The organism is Arthrobacter sp. FW306-1B-F12A (assembly GCF_058781865.1).
This window is the reverse complement of record NZ_JBYSXD010000018.1, coordinates 62,794-78,868: the sequence shown is the minus strand read 5'-3', so window position 1 is coordinate 78,868 and position 16,075 is coordinate 62,794. Positions and strand designations below refer to the sequence as shown.

The 16,075-nt window shown below is 65.3% G+C and carries 13 protein-coding genes; 7 read left to right on the top strand and 6 right to left on the bottom strand.

Translation table 11 applies throughout. The features are described 5' to 3' along the window. Positions 1-1,554, top strand: a 1,554-nt coding sequence (locus AC3WJU_RS11075) for an ATP-dependent Clp protease ATP-binding subunit (RefSeq protein ID WP_492259873.1), incomplete at its 5' end; no start/stop codon positions are given. Positions 1,555-1,598: 44 nt separating this feature from the next. Here AC3WJU_RS11075 and AC3WJU_RS11070 read toward each other — a convergent pair. From AC3WJU_RS11070 to AC3WJU_RS11060, 3 genes are read right to left on the bottom strand one after another with little or no spacing between them, the layout of a single operon-like run. Further along, entirely contained in the window at positions 1,599-2,465 is an 867-nt protein-coding gene (locus tag AC3WJU_RS11070) for an SDR family oxidoreductase (RefSeq protein WP_492259872.1), read from the bottom strand. 54 nt (positions 2,466-2,519) lie between these two features. Continuing rightward, complete coding sequence (locus tag AC3WJU_RS11065; protein WP_492259871.1) at positions 2,520-4,637, bottom strand: ABC transporter permease subunit; 2,118 nt, start codon at positions 4,635-4,637, stop codon at positions 2,520-2,522. 8 nt (positions 4,638-4,645) lie between these two features. Further along, positions 4,646-5,689 carry a sugar ABC transporter substrate-binding protein gene (locus AC3WJU_RS11060; protein ID WP_059389948.1) on the bottom strand — a complete coding sequence of 348 codons (1,044 nt, stop codon included), beginning with the start codon at positions 5,687-5,689 and terminating at the stop codon, positions 4,646-4,648. 16 nt (positions 5,690-5,705) lie between these two features. Here AC3WJU_RS11060 and AC3WJU_RS11055 point away from each other — a divergent pair, with 16 nt between their 5' ends. Both AC3WJU_RS11055 and AC3WJU_RS11050 read left to right on the top strand, forming a co-directional pair. Next, on the top strand, positions 5,706-5,990 hold the full coding sequence (locus AC3WJU_RS11055) for a hypothetical protein (protein WP_441437468.1): 285 nt from the start codon (positions 5,706-5,708) through the stop codon (positions 5,988-5,990). Positions 5,991-6,280: 290 nt separating this feature from the next. Next, on the top strand, positions 6,281-6,643 hold the full coding sequence (locus AC3WJU_RS11050) for an SPW repeat protein (protein ID WP_059389950.1): 363 nt from the start codon (positions 6,281-6,283) through the stop codon (positions 6,641-6,643). 123 nt (positions 6,644-6,766) lie between these two features. Here AC3WJU_RS11050 and AC3WJU_RS11045 read toward each other — a convergent pair whose 3' ends face one another. The 3 genes from AC3WJU_RS11045 to AC3WJU_RS11035 all read right to left on the bottom strand — a co-directional run bounded on the left by AC3WJU_RS11045 (position 6,767) and on the right by AC3WJU_RS11035 (position 10,822). Next, complete coding sequence (locus AC3WJU_RS11045; RefSeq protein WP_492259870.1) at positions 6,767-7,765, bottom strand: zinc-dependent alcohol dehydrogenase family protein; 999 nt, start codon at positions 7,763-7,765, stop codon at positions 6,767-6,769. 18 nt (positions 7,766-7,783) lie between these two features. Beyond that, positions 7,784-9,652 (bottom strand): glycoside hydrolase family 15 protein, encoded by a 1,869-nt coding sequence (locus tag AC3WJU_RS11040; RefSeq protein ID WP_492259869.1) that lies wholly within the window; start codon positions 9,650-9,652, stop codon positions 7,784-7,786. A 114-nt stretch (positions 9,653-9,766) separates the two neighbouring features. Further along, complete coding sequence (locus AC3WJU_RS11035; protein ID WP_307053412.1) at positions 9,767-10,822, bottom strand: zinc-dependent alcohol dehydrogenase family protein; 1,056 nt, start codon at positions 10,820-10,822, stop codon at positions 9,767-9,769. Positions 10,823-10,963: 141 nt separating this feature from the next. Here AC3WJU_RS11035 and AC3WJU_RS11030 point away from each other — a divergent pair, with 141 nt between their 5' ends. The 4 genes from AC3WJU_RS11030 (at position 10,964) to araA (ending at position 16,046) form a co-directional block, all read left to right on the top strand. Then, positions 10,964-11,974: a LacI family DNA-binding transcriptional regulator gene (locus tag AC3WJU_RS11030; RefSeq protein WP_307053413.1), complete on the top strand. Its 1,011-nt coding sequence runs from the start codon at positions 10,964-10,966 to the stop codon at positions 11,972-11,974. 103 nt (positions 11,975-12,077) lie between these two features. Then, positions 12,078-13,802, top strand: a complete 1,725-nt coding sequence (araB, locus tag AC3WJU_RS11025; protein WP_492259868.1) for a ribulokinase — start codon at positions 12,078-12,080, stop codon at positions 13,800-13,802. Beyond that, on the top strand, positions 13,799-14,491 hold the full coding sequence (locus AC3WJU_RS11020) for an L-ribulose-5-phosphate 4-epimerase (protein WP_492259867.1): 693 nt from the start codon (positions 13,799-13,801) through the stop codon (positions 14,489-14,491). The genes araB and AC3WJU_RS11020 overlap by 4 nt, the downstream gene beginning before the upstream one ends. A gap of 34 nt (positions 14,492-14,525) precedes the next feature. After that, entirely contained in the window at positions 14,526-16,046 is a 1,521-nt protein-coding gene (gene araA / locus AC3WJU_RS11015) for an L-arabinose isomerase (RefSeq protein WP_492259866.1), read from the top strand. Positions 16,047-16,075 lie beyond the last annotated feature (29 nt).

The following is a 16,075-nucleotide window of genomic DNA, read 5'->3' as shown; positions in this document are numbered from 1 at the left end:
GAACTCCAGACCATCGGGGCCACCACCTTGGATGAGTACCGCAAGCACATTGAGAAGGACGCCGCCCTTGAGCGCCGCTTCCAGCCGATCCAGGTCCAGGAACCGTCGGTGGCCGACACTGTTGAGATCCTCAAGGGCCTGCGTGACCGTTACGAGGCGCACCACCGGGTGACCATCACCGACGGCGCACTGGCGGCGGCGGCGAGCCTCTCGGAGCGGTACGTTTCGGACCGCTTCCTGCCGGACAAGGCGATCGACCTGATCGACGAAGCCGGTGCACGGCTTCGCATCCGCCGCATGACCCGTCCGCCGGAGCTGAAAGCGATGGATGCACGCATCGCCGAAGTGAAGATGGAGAAAGAATCCGCCATCGACGCCCAGGACTTCGAAGGCGCCGCGTCGCTGCGCATGAAGGAGCAGAAACTTGTCGCCGAGCGCCGGGAAAGGGAGCTCAAGTGGAAGGCCGGCGGCACGGACGGCAACGCCGAGGTCGACGAGGAGCTGATTGCCGAAGTTCTCGCGAACTCCACCGGCATCCCGGTCTTCAAACTCACCGAGGAAGAATCCAGCCGCCTGCTCAAGATGGAGGAGGAGCTGCACAAGCGCGTCATCGGGCAGAATGAAGCGATTAATTCCGTATCGCGTGCAATCCGCCGCACGCGTGCCGGCCTGAAGGATCCCAAGCGCCCGGGTGGCTCGTTCATCTTCGCCGGGCCCACGGGTGTCGGCAAGACCGAGCTCGCCAAAGCATTGGCGGAATTCCTCTTTGCCGATGAGGATGCACTCATCACGCTGGACATGTCCGAGTACTCGGAAAAGCACACCGTGTCCCGTCTCTTCGGTGCCCCTCCGGGCTACGTCGGCTACGACGAGGGCGGGCAGCTGACCGAGAAGGTCCGGCGTCGTCCGTTCTCCGTGGTGCTGTTCGACGAAGTGGAGAAGGCCCACGCCGATCTCTTCAACTCGCTGCTGCAGATCATGGAAGACGGCCGCCTGACGGATAGCCATGGCCGGGTGGTGGACTTCAAGAACACGGTGATCATCATGACCACCAACCTGGGTACCCGGGACATCTCCAAGAGCGTCGCAACGGGCTTCCAGTCCGGCACGGACACCACCACCGGCTACAACCGGATGCGGGCACGGGTCACGGAGGAGCTCAAACAGCAGTTCCGTCCCGAGTTCCTCAACCGCGTTGACGACGTCATCGTCTTCCCGCAGCTCACGCAGGACGAGATCATCGAGATCGTGGACCTGATGATCCGTCGCTTGGAACAGCATCTGGCGGATAAGGACATGGGCATCGAGCTTACGGACGCGGCCAAGGTCCTGTTGGCCACCCGCGGCTACAACCCCGCCATGGGTGCCCGGCCGCTGCGCCGCACCATCCAGCGCGAGATCGAGGACCAGCTTTCCGAGAAGATCCTCTTCGGCGAACTGCACCCGGGCGACATCGTGGTGGTCGACGTCGACGGCGAAGGCGACGAGGCCAAGTTCACCTTCGCGGGCAACGCCAAACCGCGCATCCCCGACGCGCTGCCGGCCGTGGGCTGACGCTGGTGAACAGACCGCGCCATGCGGCCGCCGTCGCGCCTGCCTCAGAGAAGTTTGTGCCCGAGGCTGGTGAGCAGGCGCGCGACGGCGTTCTCCGCGGTTGGCGGCGGGCCGAAGACCTCGCGCTGCAGTGAGGTATCGGCGACGTAGCGGCCGGTCCCGAACCACTCCATCATCGCCTGAAAGTCCGGCCCCATCTGGTTGATCGGGTTAAGGACGAGCTCGATCTGCCGGCCGAGCATTCGGGAAGAGATATCGGCGATGTCCTGCATGGTGACCGGCCGGTCCCAGCCGATGTCGATGCGCTGCCCTTCGACGCCGCTCGCGTCGACTGCCGCCGCGAGGTACCCGGCGAGGTCACTGGCAAGAACGTACGTCAGGGGAACACTCGAAGACCCGAACCACCTGAGCCGCCCTTCGCTGAAAGGGTCGCCGAATCGAGCGATCTGCTCAAGGAAAGCGCCCGGGCGCAGGGCCACAAACGGGACGCCGAGCTCCTCCAGGCGATCCTCGGTCAGTTTCTTGTGCCAGAAGTGTGGAACCTCCGGGGTCTGATCGCACGTGAGGATGCTAGTGAGGACAAATCGGCGAATACCGGCGCGGCTGGCCGCGTCGACGAGGTTGATGTTGCCCACCGTGTCCGTGACAGGGGTGTCGCCTTCCCGGTGATGGGTGTATCCGGCCGCCGAGGTGATCACAGCGTCGACGCCGTCCATGGCGTGCGCAAGCGACTCCGGGTCCATCATGTCGCCACGGGCGATCGTGGCCCCTAGCTGCTCAAGGCGGCCCGCAACCGAACCGGGCCGCACCAACGCGCGGACCTGTTTTCCGCCCGCCAGCAGCCTCGACACCACCTGGCTGCCAAGCATCCCGGTGCCGCCGACCACAAGCACTGGTCCAGACTCAATCATTGTCGCCTCCAGCAATCGAACCAATAGGCAATCCCGCGCTGAGGCGGGTGCCGGTTACGTCCGGGAGCGTCCGCGGCGCGCGACGGCGTCGATCGTCACGGCCGCGACGAGAACCAGCGCCGTGACCACGTACTTGGCCGGTGCGCTGTAGCCCTGCAGGCCCATGCCGTTATCGATCGTGGCGATCACCAGCCCGCCCAGGACCCCGTGCAGCACCTTGCCGCGGCCGCCGAACAAGCTGGTCCCGCCTATCACCGCGGCGGCCACGGCGTAAAGCACCAGAGTGCCGCCGTCGTACGAGGTCGAGACGGAACGGAGGCGCGACGCGTAGACGATTCCGCCGATGCCTGCAGTGAAGGAAGCGAGGATGAAGGCGAGGGTGCGAATACGGGCAAGGTTCACGCCTCCCCGCCGAGCGGCCTCGGCGTTGCCGCCAATGGCGTAGACGTAGCGACCGAACCGGGTTCGCCCAAGCAGCAGGGTCCAGGCGGCGAGGACTCCGAGCACCACGAGAAGGACCCACGGAACGCCACTGATTTCGACCAGGATTCCGCGGTCCGTATTGCAGAGCCAGACGATCGCCACACCGGCGGCGAGCACCGCCGCGATCTTCAGGGCGCTTACACTGGCGGGCGGCGCGACGAGCCCGGTGTTGCGCCGGCGGGCGTCCCGCAGCCACGTCCACGTGCTGAACGCTCCGACGACCACGAGCATGAGGATCCAGCTGGTGACCGGGCTGAGGTTGCCGCTCGCGATGTTGTTGATGATGGTGTCGTTGATGGGCACGACGCCGCCGCTGCCAAGGATGATGAGCATCACGCCAAGCCAGCCGAGCTGGCCGCCAAGAGTCACGACAAACGACGGCAATCCGAGCCGGGTGATGATCGTCCCGTGAAGCAGTCCGATCCCGGCGCAGCCAAGCAGGCCGACGGCGATCGCCGCCCACCACGGCCAACCGGTGGACTCCTGCACGAGTTCGGCCATGATGACGCCGCCCACTCCACCGACGTACCCGATGGACAAGTCGATTTCGCCGAGCAGGAGCACGAAGACCTGGCCCATTGCGAGCAGCATGAAAACGGAACCCTGGATGAGCAGGTTCACCATGTTCCCGGGAGTCAGGAAGTTCGGGTTCAGCGATTGGAATAGTACCGAGATGAGCAACAGGCCCGCGAGAACCGGAAGCACTCCGCTCTCGCCGCCCCGGACCCGCGCGAACGCAGCGCGGAAATATTCGGGGAGCGACGTCGCGGTGATGTCCGGATTCAACGCCAAGGCGGCCTTCCGCTTGGCTGCCGCCGTGGTCGGCTCGTCCTGGAGCACCGCCGCTGCGGAAGGGAGCGGACCCTTGGCGGCGGTGAGCTGGCGGTTCGACGGCGGTGGAGGCGCGAGTTCCGGCCTTGCCCGATCGGAGAACCCCGTGGTCATCAGGTCAACCACGATCTGCCGGTCCATTTCCGTGACAGGCCGGATAGCCACCAGCTGCCCGAGCCTGAGCACGGCGATGCGGTCCGCGACTTCGAACACGTCGTTCATATTGTGTGAGACGACGATGACGGCCACTCCACGGTCGGCGAGCTGGCGGATCAGGTGAAGGACCACCTCCGTCTGGGCGACGCCGAGGGCAGCGGTGGGCTCGTCCATGATGACGAGCTTCGAGTTCCACAGCACCGATTTCGCGATCGCCACCGACTGGCGTTGCCCTCCGGACAGCGACGCGACGGGTTGCCGGATCGACCGCACTGTTGTCACGGCCAGGCTCGTCAGTGTCTCCCGGGCCGCGATCTCCATGCTCTCCTCGTCGAGGAGGAAATGTCGCAGGCGTTCGCGGCCGAGGAACAGGTTCTGCACGATGTCGAGGTTGTCGCAGAGTGCCAGGTCCTGGTACACGGTCTCGATGCCGAGCGCCGCGGCTTCGTGCGGCGAGTTCAACCGTACGGGCTGGTTTTCCCAAAACAGCTGCCCGTCGTCGGGGGTGTGAATGCCGGCAACGCATTTGATCAAGACCGATTTGCCCGCGCCGTTGTCGCCGGCAAGCGCAGTCACCTTGCCGATCGGCACCTCAAGGGTGATGTCGACCAGTGCCTGCACCGGCCCGAAGTTCTTGTCGATGCCCTCCAGCCGAAGCAAGGGCCCGACGTCGGCGGGGTCCGGGGCTGCCAACTCACTCATCGTTCGGACTACTGGATACCTGCCGCGGTGCACGCATCCTTCACTTGCGAGATGCACAGCGATGAACTCGTTACGGCGCCGTCTTTGACGACAGTGTCCGCCATGTTCTTCGTGGTCACCCACAGCGGGGTCAGCAGGACCGATGCGACATCGGACTTCGCGGTGTCGTCCGTGGTCTTGCCGTTGACGAGGGTTGACGGAACGGTGACGCCCGCCCGAAGGTAGAGCGCTGCCGCGGCCGCAGCCTGGGCCTCAAAGTAGATCGGCTTGTACACCGTTCCGCACTGGTAGCCCTTCAGGATGTTCTGGAGGCCGGACAAGGACGCATCCTGTCCCGTCGTCGGGAAGGTCTTGGCGGGAATCTGTTTGCTCTGCAGGTAGGCGATCACCGCGTTGGCATTGTCGTCGTTCGGCGTGACAACCGCGTTGATGTTCGGGTGGGCAGTGTATTGCTGGGCGAACGTCGTCTGAGCCACTGACGGTGTCCACGTGCCCGCCGGCTCTCCTACGTTGACGTACTCGCCATTGTCGAAGTGCGGCTTGAGTACGCCGTTGTAACCTTCGGCGAACAGCTTCGCGTTGTTGTCGGTCGGGTCGCCATCCATGACCAGGATGTTTGGCTTGGTGACTTTCCAGTCAGCGATGCACGTGATTTCGCCTTGGCCGATGAGCTGACCAACCTTGACGTTGTCGAAGCTGACATAGGTGCGATCTTTTGTCCCGCCTTTGACGAGCCGGTCATAGTCGATCACTTTGACGCCGCGCGCACTGGCGGCCGCCTCGATGGCCGCGCCCGAACCGGAGTCCAGGGCGTCGACAAGCAGCACCGATGCGCCGGCCGTGATATCAGCCTCGGCTTGGGTCTGCATCGTGCTTGCGCTGCCCTGCGCGTTGTCGATCTTGAACTTGGAGGAATCGAGTCCCGCGGCTTCGAATGCCTTCTTCAGGTACGGGGCGTCGAAAGTCACGTATCGCGCCGAGGTTGTGGTGTCCGGCAGCAGTACGCCCACCATGCCCTTGCCTTGTGAAGCGAGCGACGTGAGCTGTTTCATTGCCGAGAAATCGGCCGTGAACGCATCCGCAGATATCTGCGGTACAGCTCCTCCGGAACTTGCGGTGCTCGACGACGAAGATGTGCCCGTGCTCGAGCACGCGGCGAGTGCCGTGATAGCGATGGTTGCAATGAAGGCGGTTCCGGCGCCTCGTGCCGGGACCTTCATGTTTAGCATTTCTTTCCTTCTGTTGGTTGCGACTGCAGGCGACCTGGCGGGGTCGGGCCGGAACCTGGGCGTTGGCGGCGGACGCAAGTCCACGCCGGAGGCCACGGCGGTTCGCACCAACGGACGTCGCTGAGTCAGCACCGGGCTGACTGCGACTTTACGACCAGCGACTCGATATCACGGGGTCCTCTCCGGACGGACGTGCCGGGCGACGCCGGGCATGTCCGTCGATGTTGCTCTATGACTACGTTCTAGACCGGAAGTCCCCTCTTAGCAAGGCTTCGCGCGCGGCAGGATTCAACGACGGCGGTCCAATACCGCACGCGTCTGTCGGGAAGTAGCTGCGCGCGGATTTTGTTACACCAATACCGGAGTACTTGCTCGGTGCCCCGGAATGCAGTCCACATCACAGAGGTGGGTTCAATGAAGAAATGGACGCGATGGCAGGATTGGGTCACGGTTGTCGCCGGTCTCTATGCTGCTTTATCGGTCATCTGGACCACGGCCGCCGGCTCGTCGGCTGCCTTGATGGTCGTATTCGGCGCTTTGCTGATCGTTAGCGGTGTGATCAATCTGGCCATGCCCGGAACGCCGGTCATGGAGTGGGTGCAGGCGGCCTTCGGTGCCTTGCTGTTCCTTTCGCCGTGGCTAGGCTCGTACTCCATGCAAGCCGGAGTCGCTTGGACATCGTGGATCGCTGGCCTGGTGGCGCTCGTCGTCACCGCGATGGCGATCAAGCCCAGCACCGAGGAACATCGGCATCACATGGTCAGCCCTTCGCACTGAAGTGTTGAACGCGATGTCCTGAAACGCTGAACAGCGGAATACCGACCGGCGGGCCGTCATCGGACCCGCCGATCGCCGTTTATGCTCCCGTCTGCTTGTCTGCGATGCGGGGACATCCGCAGTTCAGACTGTCAGCACGGCAGCTCCGGTAACACGGCTAGCGGCCAAATCCCGCAGCGCCCGGTCGGCCTGAGCCAACGGATACGCCGTCGTGGTGGGAGCCAGCGGGATTTCCGCGGCCAGGGACCAGAATTCTTCGCCGTCTGCCCGGGTGTTGGCAGTGACGCTGCGGAGCTGCCGCTCATAGAAGAGATCGGCGGAATAGTTCAAGGGCGGTATGTCGCTGAGGTGGATGCCGGCAATTGCGAGGGTCCCGCCCCGGCCCAATGCCTTGAGGGCGACAGGGACGAGGTCCCCGGCAGGGGCAAACAGTATGGCCGAGTCGAGTGGGTCGGGCGGGGATTCGTACGCGTCGCCCACAAACACCGCACCCAGCTTCCGCGCCAGTTCACGGGCCGGCTCCGAACGCGTCATCACGTACACCTGCGCCCCTTGGTGGCGCGCCATCTGGACCGTGAGGTGGGCAGATCCTCCGAAACCATAGATGCCCAGTCGGCCACCCTCCGGAACAGCGGCCCGTTTGAGCGCCCGGTACCCGATGATGCCGGAGCACAACAGAGGGGCTGCCTGTTCGTCCGAAAACCGGGGCGGGATGGCATAGGCAAAATCCTCGGACACCGTGAGTTGTTCGGCATAGCCACCGTCCCTGTCCCAACCCGTGAAGACGGGGGAGAGGCAAAGGTTCTCGTCACCGCGGCGGCAAAACCCGCAGCTCCCGCAGGTTCCACCCAGCCAGGCCACTCCGACCCTGTCACCGCGCCGGAACCTCACGCACCCTTCGCCCGCCTCGCTGACCATTCCTACCGCTTCGTGGCCGGGGACTACATTCGGCATCCGAGGGGTGAGGTCGCCCTCTGCCAGATGCAGATCCGTGCGGCAGACACCACAGGTCCGGACTCTGACCAGAAGCTCATGCACTCCTGGTTGAGGATCGGGGCGTTCGCCCCAGACAAGCGGCCCGGATTCAATCGGAGCTGGTTCCCGGACCCACCACGCACGCATCGGCTTCGCCCCTCGCCGCTAGCCCTGATTCCGCGTGGTAGCGCCAGCCTTTGCGGCCCGCCGCTCCGCTTTCAGCAGGCGCAGGCCGCTGGCCAGCACGCCCACATGGCTGAACGCCTGCGGGAAGTTGCCGAGGAACTCTCCGGTGTCCGGGTGGATCTGCTCCGGTAGCAGCCCCAGTGAATTCGCACGGCTGCAGAGGGACTCATAGAGTTCATGGGCTTCATCCACGCGCCCTTGTCCTGCCAGGTTGTCCACCAGCCAGAAGCTGCAGAGGAGGAACGCCCCTTCGTTTCCGGGCAGACCGTCGGGAGAAACCGATGGCAGGTAGCGGAACAAAAGTCCGTTGCCGGCGTCGAGCTCCGCCGCGATCGCTTTCGTCGTGGAAACCATCCGGGGATCGTCGAAATCAATGACGTTGCGGACGGGAAGGGTCAAGAGCGACGCGTCGAGACCGCCGTTGCCACCTAGGTTCTCGGTAAAGGTGCGCCGCCGGGGATCCCATGATTGTGTCAGGGCAGCCTGCCGGATTTGACGGGCAGTGGCCTCCCACCGGCGTTTGGGATAGGGAAGCCCGTCCCTGCGCGCGATCTGGATGGCGCGGTCGATCGCGACGTAACATAACGCCGCCGAGTAGGTGAAGGGCCCGCTCTTGTCCCGGATTTCCCAAGGCCCCGAGTCGGGAACCCTCCAGCTCCTGATGGCCATTTCCACAATGGGTACCAATGCGGCCCAGAGCCGCTCATCCACTCGCTTGCCGCTGCCCGACCACTGGTAGGCGATATCGACGATTTCACCGTACACATCGTGCTGGAGTTGGTGGCGGGCGCCGTTTCCCCACCGGACCGGGGCCGAGCCGCGGTATCCGCGCAAGTGCGGGTCCTCGACCTCATCGGGCGGCTGGGAACCGTCCAGGGCGTACATGACGTGCGGGGCACCGTCCCGCTCGACGTTGGTCAGGACCCAGGCAAGGAAGACGTCCGCATCACTGGGATCGCCAATGCGCCTGAACACATAGTTGGAGAACGAGGCGTCGCGCACCCATGTGTACCGGTAATCCCAATTCCGGGACGTTCCCGGCCACTCCGGCAACGAAGAGGTAGCGGCGGCCAAGATGGCCCCCGTCTCGGCGTGGTCCAGCATCTTCAGCGTCAGGGCCGAACGCTTCATCAACTCCGCTTGGGAGCCTTCGCAATCCAGGTTTGATGCCCACCGGCGCCACGCATACACGGTCTGGTCAATGAGCTTCTTGCTCTCCGGATGCTGACGGAGCCGGAACCGCCCGGACCAGTGCAGGACCATGGTCAGGGTCTCTCCCGCGCGAAGCGTCAACTCGGCGGACAGGCCACGGCCGTCGGGGATGAGTTCAACGGAAGACCATAGGTAGACCTCGTGGACTCCGTCCTGCCGCCAATCAAACCTCCAGCCGGTAGCCAGGGTGTCAAAAGTGACACCGGTCTTCGGTATCAGGCTGATGCGCAGCGGGACGTCGCCGCCCACGGCTCGCGCGTGCCGCAGGAGTTCGGAACGGCCGGCCGGCACCGGCTCCGACAAGTCGGCACCCGCACGCAACGTCAGCCCGTCCGTCACCTGCAGCACGCCACGATCGGACACAAGGGACGTGACCAGCACGCAGGAATCCTCGGTGTAGCGCTGGGAGGATGCCAGGGTGCGAACCGGAGCTATTTCAAAACGGCCGCCTGATTCCGCGTCGAAGATCCCGGCAAGGAACGGTGGACTGTCGAATTCCGGCAAGCAAAGCCAGGTAATGGCGCCGTCCCGTCCCACCAAAGCGCAGGTGGACCCGTCTCCAATGAGTCCGTGATCCTCGATGGGCAAATACCCGTCCTGGTTAACCACCGGGCGCGCCGGGGCACCAGTGATCATTTTGTTCGCTCCTTTGGGTTCAGGCGAGGCTTCCTATATGGATTCTCTCGCCGTTCCCGCGTGCACGCCACAGTCCACCTATCCCGCAAGAAGCTGCAGGTTCCGCCCATGGCCTCAGGGAGTGAGCAGGACCTTGATGGAGCGCCGTTCGTCCATGGCGCGGTAGGCCTCGGGCGCTTCCTCGAGCGGCATCACGGTGTCGAAGACCCTGCCCGGATTGATCTTTCCGTCAAGCACGTCGGCGAGCAGTTCCGGGATGTAGGTGCGGGCAGGGGCCATGCCGCCGGCAATCGAAATGTTCGTGTCGAACAAGTAGCGCAAGGGGGCCTCAGCTCCGCCTGTCGGGACACCGACAAAGCCGAGGGCGCCGCCCGGGCGGACACTGTGCAGTGCCTGTTCCATGGACTCCTTGGTCCCGACGCACTCCAACACGGAGTCGGCCAAAACGCCTCCCAGCAGTTCGCGGACCTTGGCTACGCCGTCCTCGCCACGTTCAGCTACGATGTCTGTTGCGCCGAATTCGAGGGCAATAGCCTGGCGGTCGGCATGCCGCGACATCGCGATGATTCGTTCTGCTCCGAGCCGCTTTGCTGCGAGCACGCCGCAGAGCCCGACTGCGCCGTCGCCGACGACGACGACGGTCCTGCCGGGGCCGACCTTCGCCGCGAGGGCGGCGTGATGGCCGGTGGCCATCACATCCGAGAGCGTCAGCAAGCTCGCGCGGAGGGCGTCGTCGGGTTCCGTGATGCCGGGAACCTTGACGAGCGTGGACTCGGCGAGCGGCACGCGCACGGCCTGGCCTTGGCCGCCGTCGATCGCGTGACCGCTGTCATCCTTGCCGCCCCAACCTGCCAAATGATCGCAGGCAACTGTGACGCCGTTCAAGCATTGCGGGCAGGCCCCGCAGCTGACCACGAACGGAGCGATCACGAAATCGCCGGGCGCCAGGGTGGTGACGTCGTCGCCAATGCTTTCCACCGTGCCGATGAATTCATGTCCGATGGCCGAAGGCTGGTGGGTGGGCTTTACGCCGCGGTAGGGCCAAAGGTCCGATCCGCAGACGCAGGAGGCAGTGACTTTGACGACGACGTCGGTGGGCAGCTGGACCGTCGGGTAGTTACGGTCTTCAACGCGGATGTCGCCGGGACCGTGGATGATGGTGGCGCGCATGGGGCTCCTCAAATGGTGGTTGTTGGGCTTGAATCGAGTCTATCCCCGGCATGCCCGTGGTCTTGTACTGGCCGGTAGCTCAGCGTGGACTCGCTGCGGTCCTGTTCGTCGCTTGGCCTCCAGGTCACGCAGAATAGCTCCATGACAAAAAGCAGCGGGCGCTTACCACGGCTTGAAGACGTAGCGGAATTGGCGGGAGTCTCGCACCAGACCGTTTCACGGGTGATCAACGACCACCCCAACGTCAGCAAGGGCACCCGGGAGCGTGTCGAGGCCGCCATCGCCGAGCTGGGATACCGGCGCAATACTGCTGCGCGGAGCCTCGTGACCCGCCGTTCCCAGACCATCGGGGTCCTGGCCAGCGAGCTGGCGCAGTACGGCCCGGCGAACACCCTGCTGGGCGTCGAGCAGGCTGCGAGGGATGCCGGCTATTTCGTCAGCATCGCAGCCTTGAGGACGGTCAACCGGGAGGCGATCCTTGATGCGGTCCGGCATTTCCTGGACCAGTCCGTGGACGGAATCGTGGTGATCGTTCCCCATTCGGACACCCTGCTGGCGTTGGCGGAAGTGAAGGCCGGGGTTCCCGTAGTGGCCGTGGGGTCGCTGGGCGACGCGTCGGTCGGCGGAGCCATGGTGGACCAGAAGCGCGGCGCGGAATTGGCCGTGAGGCATCTGGTGGAGCAGGGGCACCGGCGGATCGGGCACGTGGCCGGCCCGCAGGACTGGATCGACGGCGTCGCCCGGGCCGAAGGGTGGAGCGAGGCCTTGCAGGCGGCTGGCCTTCAGGACGATTTGCTGGTGGTGGGGGACTGGAGCGCCGGCAGCGGTTATGACATCGGCAGGAAGCTTGCCGGTGAAAGGACCGCCACGGCGCTTTTTGTGGGAAATGACCAGATGGCCCTGGGCCTGCTGCGTGCGTTCAACGAGGCAGGTGTCCGGGTGCCCGAGGATGTTTCGGTGGTGGGTTTCGACGACCAGCCCGAATCAGGCTATTTCACGCCGCCTTTGACCACGGTACGCCAGGACTTCGAAGAACTCGGGCGGCGCTGCATGGACCTTATGCTGAGCGGTATCGAGGGCGGGGAAAGCGTCGGCGCCACGGTGGTGGAGCCAGAGTTGGTGGTGCGCCAAAGTACGTCGGCTCCCGCCTGATCGTATTCATGTTCATGTGGGAAGGACGGCTTGACGTGAATTTTGTTAGCGCTCACAATGGAACCAATCCGCAAGGCTGCGGGCTGGCTTATTGGAGGACTTCATGGACGTCACAGCGGACGGCAAGGAACATTACGTCATCGGCGTGGACTACGGCACGCTTTCGGGCAGGGCCGTGGTGGTGCGGGTCAGGGATGGCAAGGAACTGGGAAGCGGAGTGTTTGAGTACCCGCACGCGGTCATCACGGAGGCCTTACCGGCCGATCTGGCCGGCGCGTCTGCTGGCCCGGCTGTCCGCCTTCCCGGCGAATGGGCGCTGCAGGTGCCGCAAGACTACCGCGACGTGTTGCGCCACGCGGTTCCCGCAGCGGTGCGCGACGCCGGGATCGATCCGGCCGCCGTCGTCGGGATTGCCACGGACTTCACGGCGTGCACGATGGTGCCGGTGAAGGCTGACGGCACTCCACTGAACGAGTTGCCCGGCTTCGCCCGCAGGCCGCATGCGTATGTGAAGTTGTGGCGCCACCATGCGGCCCAGGAGCAGGCGGACCGCATCAATGCACTCGCCGCCGAGCGGGGCGAGGCCTGGCTGCCGCGCTACGGCGGGCTCATTTCCTCGGAATGGGAGTTCGCCAAGGGACTCCAGCTCCTGGAGGAGGACCCGGGCGCGTATGCGGCGATGGACCACTGGGTGGAAGCCGCCGACTGGATCGTCTGGCAACTGTGCGGGAACTACGTGCGGAATGCCTGCACCGCAGGGTACAAGGGCATCTACCAGGACGGCGCCTACCCGTCCAGGGAATTCCTGGCCGCCCTGAACCCGGGCTTCAAGGACTTCGTCGACACCAAACTGGCCCACACAATCGGCCGCCTGGGCGACGCCGCGGGTTACCTGACTGCCGAAGCCGCCGGCTGGACCGGCCTCCCGGCCGGGATCGCCGTCGCGGTCGGGAATGTTGACGCCCACGTCACCGCGCCCGCCGCCCGGGCCGTGGAACCGGGACAGCTCGTCGCGATCATGGGCACCTCCACGTGCCACGTCATGAACGGCTCCGAGCTTCGTGAGGTGCCGGGCATGTGCGGAGTGGTCGACGGCGGGATCGTGGACGGGCTCTGGGGTTACGAGGCCGGCCAGTCCGGGGTGGGCGACATCTTCGGCTGGTTCACCAAGTACGGCGTGCCGCCCGAATATCATGCAGCTGCCGAAGCCGCGGGCCTGGGCATCCACGAATACCTCACCGAACTCGCCTCCACCCAGGAGATCGGTGAACACGGACTCATTGCCCTGGACTGGCACTCGGGGAACCGGTCCGTCCTGGTGGACCACGAACTCTCCGGAGTGATCGTGGGCCAGACCCTGGCAACCCGCCCGGAAGACATCTACCGGGCGCTGCTGGAGGCCACGGCCTTCGGCACCCGCACCATTGTGGATGCCTTCCGGGACGCGGGGGTGCCGGTGAAGGAATTCATCGTGGCCGGAGGGCTGCTGAAAAACACGCTATTGATGCAGATCTACGCCGATATCACGGGGCTGCCCCTCTCCACGATCGGCTCCACCCAGGGTCCCGCGCTGGGTTCGGCGATCCACGCCGCCGTCGCTGCGGGGGAGTACCCGGACATCCGGGAAGCCGCGGCTGCCATGGGATCCGAGCCCGGCGCCGTCTACACCCCGATCCCGGAAAACGTCGCCGCCTACGAGGAATTGTTCCGCGAATACCGGACCCTGCATGACTACTTCGGCCGCGGAGCGAACGAGGTCATGCACCGGCTCAAGAAGATCCAGCGGAACGCGAGCAAAACGCTCCTCACCGCAGGGGTCTCCGCATGAGCGCCCTGCTGGGCACCATTGCCACGATCCGCCGCGAGGTCTGCGCGCTGCACGCCGAACTGACCCGGTACGAGCTGGTGGTCTGGACCGCGGGCAATGTCTCCGCCCGCGTCCCGGGGCATGACTTGATGGTCATCAAGCCGTCCGGGGTCTCCTACGATGCGCTGACGCCCGAACTCATGGTGGTCACGGACCTCCACGGGGTTCCCGTGGGCGGCGATGGCGACGGGGCGTGGGGCAATCCGGACCTTTCGCCGTCGTCGGACGCTGCCGCGCACGCCTACGTCTACCGGAACATGCCCGACGTCGGCGGGGTCGTCCACACGCACTCCACCTACGCGACGGCATGGGCTGCGCGCGGGGAGCCGATCCCGTGCGTGCTGACCATGATGGGCGACGAATTCGGCGGCACCATCCCGGTGGGCCCGTTCGCGCTGATCGGGGACGACTCGATCGGCCGCGGGATCGTGGACACGCTCCGGGCGTCCCATTCACCGGCTGTCCTGATGCAGAACCACGGACCGTTCACTATCGGCAAGGACGCCCGCTCCGCCGTCAAGGCCGCCGTGATGTGCGAGGAAGTGGCCCGCACCGTCCACATTTCCCGGCAGCTCGGTGAACCGCTGCCCATCGACGCCGGCCAGATCGAGTCCCTCTACAGCCGCTACCAGAACGTCTACGGCCGCTGACGCGCGCCACCCACGAACCTTCAAGGAGAAACGCATGCCCATCGCCCACAACACGTCCCTCGAACACTACGAAGTGTGGTTCCTCACCGGCAGCCAGCACCTTTACGGCGAGGACGTCCTCAAGCAGGTCGCCGCGCAGTCCCAGGAGATCGCCGCATCACTGAACGCGTCCTCCGATGTTCCGGTCAAGCTCGTCTGGAAGCCCGTGCTGACGGACGCGGACGCGATCCGCCGCACCGCTCTGGAAGCGAACTCGGACGACGCCGTGATCGGCGTTACCGCGTGGATGCACACGTTCAGCCCGGCCAAGATGTGGATCCAGGGACTGGACCTGCTCCGCAAGCCGCTCCTGCACCTGCACACCCAGGCGAACGTGGCCCTGCCGTGGGCGGACATCGACTTCGACTTCATGAACCTGAACCAGGCAGCCCACGGCGACCGCGAATTCGGGTACATCCAGTCCCGCCTCGGCGTGCCGCGGAAGACCGTCGTCGGGCACGTCTCCAACCCCGAGGTCACGCGCCAGGTGGGCGCGTGGCAACGCGCCTCCGCCGGCTGGGCCGCGGTGCGCACCCTCAAGCTGACCCGCTTCGGGGACAACATGCGCAACGTTGCCGTCACAGAAGGGGACAAGACCGAAGCCGAGCTGCGCTTCGGCGTCTCGGTCAACACGTGGTCCGTCAACGAACTCGCCGACGCCGTGCACGGCGCGCCGGAGTACGACGTCGACGCCCTCGTAGCCGAATACGAGCGCCTCTACGAGGTCGCACCGGAACTGTGTGCCGGCGGCGCCCGGCACGAGTCCCTGCGCTACAGCGCCCGGATCGAACTGGGTCTGCGGTCCTTCCTGGAGGCGAACGGCTCCGCCGCATTCACGACGTCGTTCGAGGACCTGGGCGCGTTGCGCCAGCTTCCCGGCATGGCCGTGCAGCGGCTCATGGCCGACGGCTACGGCTTCGGTGCCGAGGGCGACTGGAAGACCGCGATCTTGGTCCGGGCTGCGAAGGTCATGGGCGCCGGACTGCCCGGTGGCGCCTCGCTCATGGAGGACTACACCTACCACCTGACGCCGGGGGAGGAGAAGATCCTCGGCGCGCACATGCTCGAGGTCTGCCCCTCCCTGACCGCAGCCAAGCCGCGCGTGGAGATCCACCCGCTGGGCATCGGCGGCAAGGAAGATCCCGTCCGCATGGTCTTCGACACCGATGCGGGGCCCGGCGTCGTGGTCGCGCTCTCGGACATGCGCGACCGGTTCCGCCTCGTCGCGAATGCCGTCGACGTCGTCGACCTCGAGGAACCGCTCCCCAACCTCCCGGTCGCGCGTGCACTGTGGGAGCCGAAGCCCGACTTCGCCACCTCCGCCGCCGCGTGGCTCACCGCAGGCGCCGCGCACCACACCGTGCTCTCCACCCAGGTGGGCATGGACGTGTTCGAGGACTTCGCCGAAATCGCCCGGACCGAACTGCTCACCATCGACGGCGGCACCACCATCAAACAGTTCAAGAAGGAACTCGCGTGGAACGCCGCCTACTACAAACTCGCCGGCGGGCTGTGAACGGCGAGGGCTTTTAACAAGAAGAAGCC

Coding starts and splice junctions, on each gene's coding strand:
- AC3WJU_RS11070 (WP_492259872.1), bottom strand. CDS start 2,465: ATGATTGAGTCTGGACCAGTGCTTGTGGTCGGCGGCACCGGGATGCTT.
- AC3WJU_RS11065 (WP_492259871.1), bottom strand. CDS start 4,637: ATGAGTGAGTTGGCAGCCCCGGACCCCGCCGACGTCGGGCCCTTGCTT.
- AC3WJU_RS11060 (WP_059389948.1), bottom strand. CDS start 5,689: ATGAAACAGCTCACGTCGCTCGCTTCACAAGGCAAGGGCATGGTGGGC.
- AC3WJU_RS11050 (WP_059389950.1), top strand. CDS start 6,281: ATGAAGAAATGGACGCGATGGCAGGATTGGGTCACGGTTGTCGCCGGT.
- AC3WJU_RS11045 (WP_492259870.1), bottom strand. CDS start 7,765: ATGCGTGCGTGGTGGGTCCGGGAACCAGCTCCGATTGAATCCGGGCCG.
- AC3WJU_RS11040 (WP_492259869.1), bottom strand. CDS start 9,652: ATGATCACTGGTGCCCCGGCGCGCCCGGTGGTTAACCAGGACGGGTAT.
- AC3WJU_RS11035 (WP_307053412.1), bottom strand. CDS start 10,822: ATGCGCGCCACCATCATCCACGGTCCCGGCGACATCCGCGTTGAAGAC.
- AC3WJU_RS11030 (WP_307053413.1), top strand. CDS start 10,964: ATGACAAAAAGCAGCGGGCGCTTACCACGGCTTGAAGACGTAGCGGAA.
- araB (WP_492259868.1), top strand. CDS start 12,078: ATGGACGTCACAGCGGACGGCAAGGAACATTACGTCATCGGCGTGGAC.
- AC3WJU_RS11020 (WP_492259867.1), top strand. CDS start 13,799: ATGAGCGCCCTGCTGGGCACCATTGCCACGATCCGCCGCGAGGTCTGC.
- araA (WP_492259866.1), top strand. CDS start 14,526: ATGCCCATCGCCCACAACACGTCCCTCGAACACTACGAAGTGTGGTTC.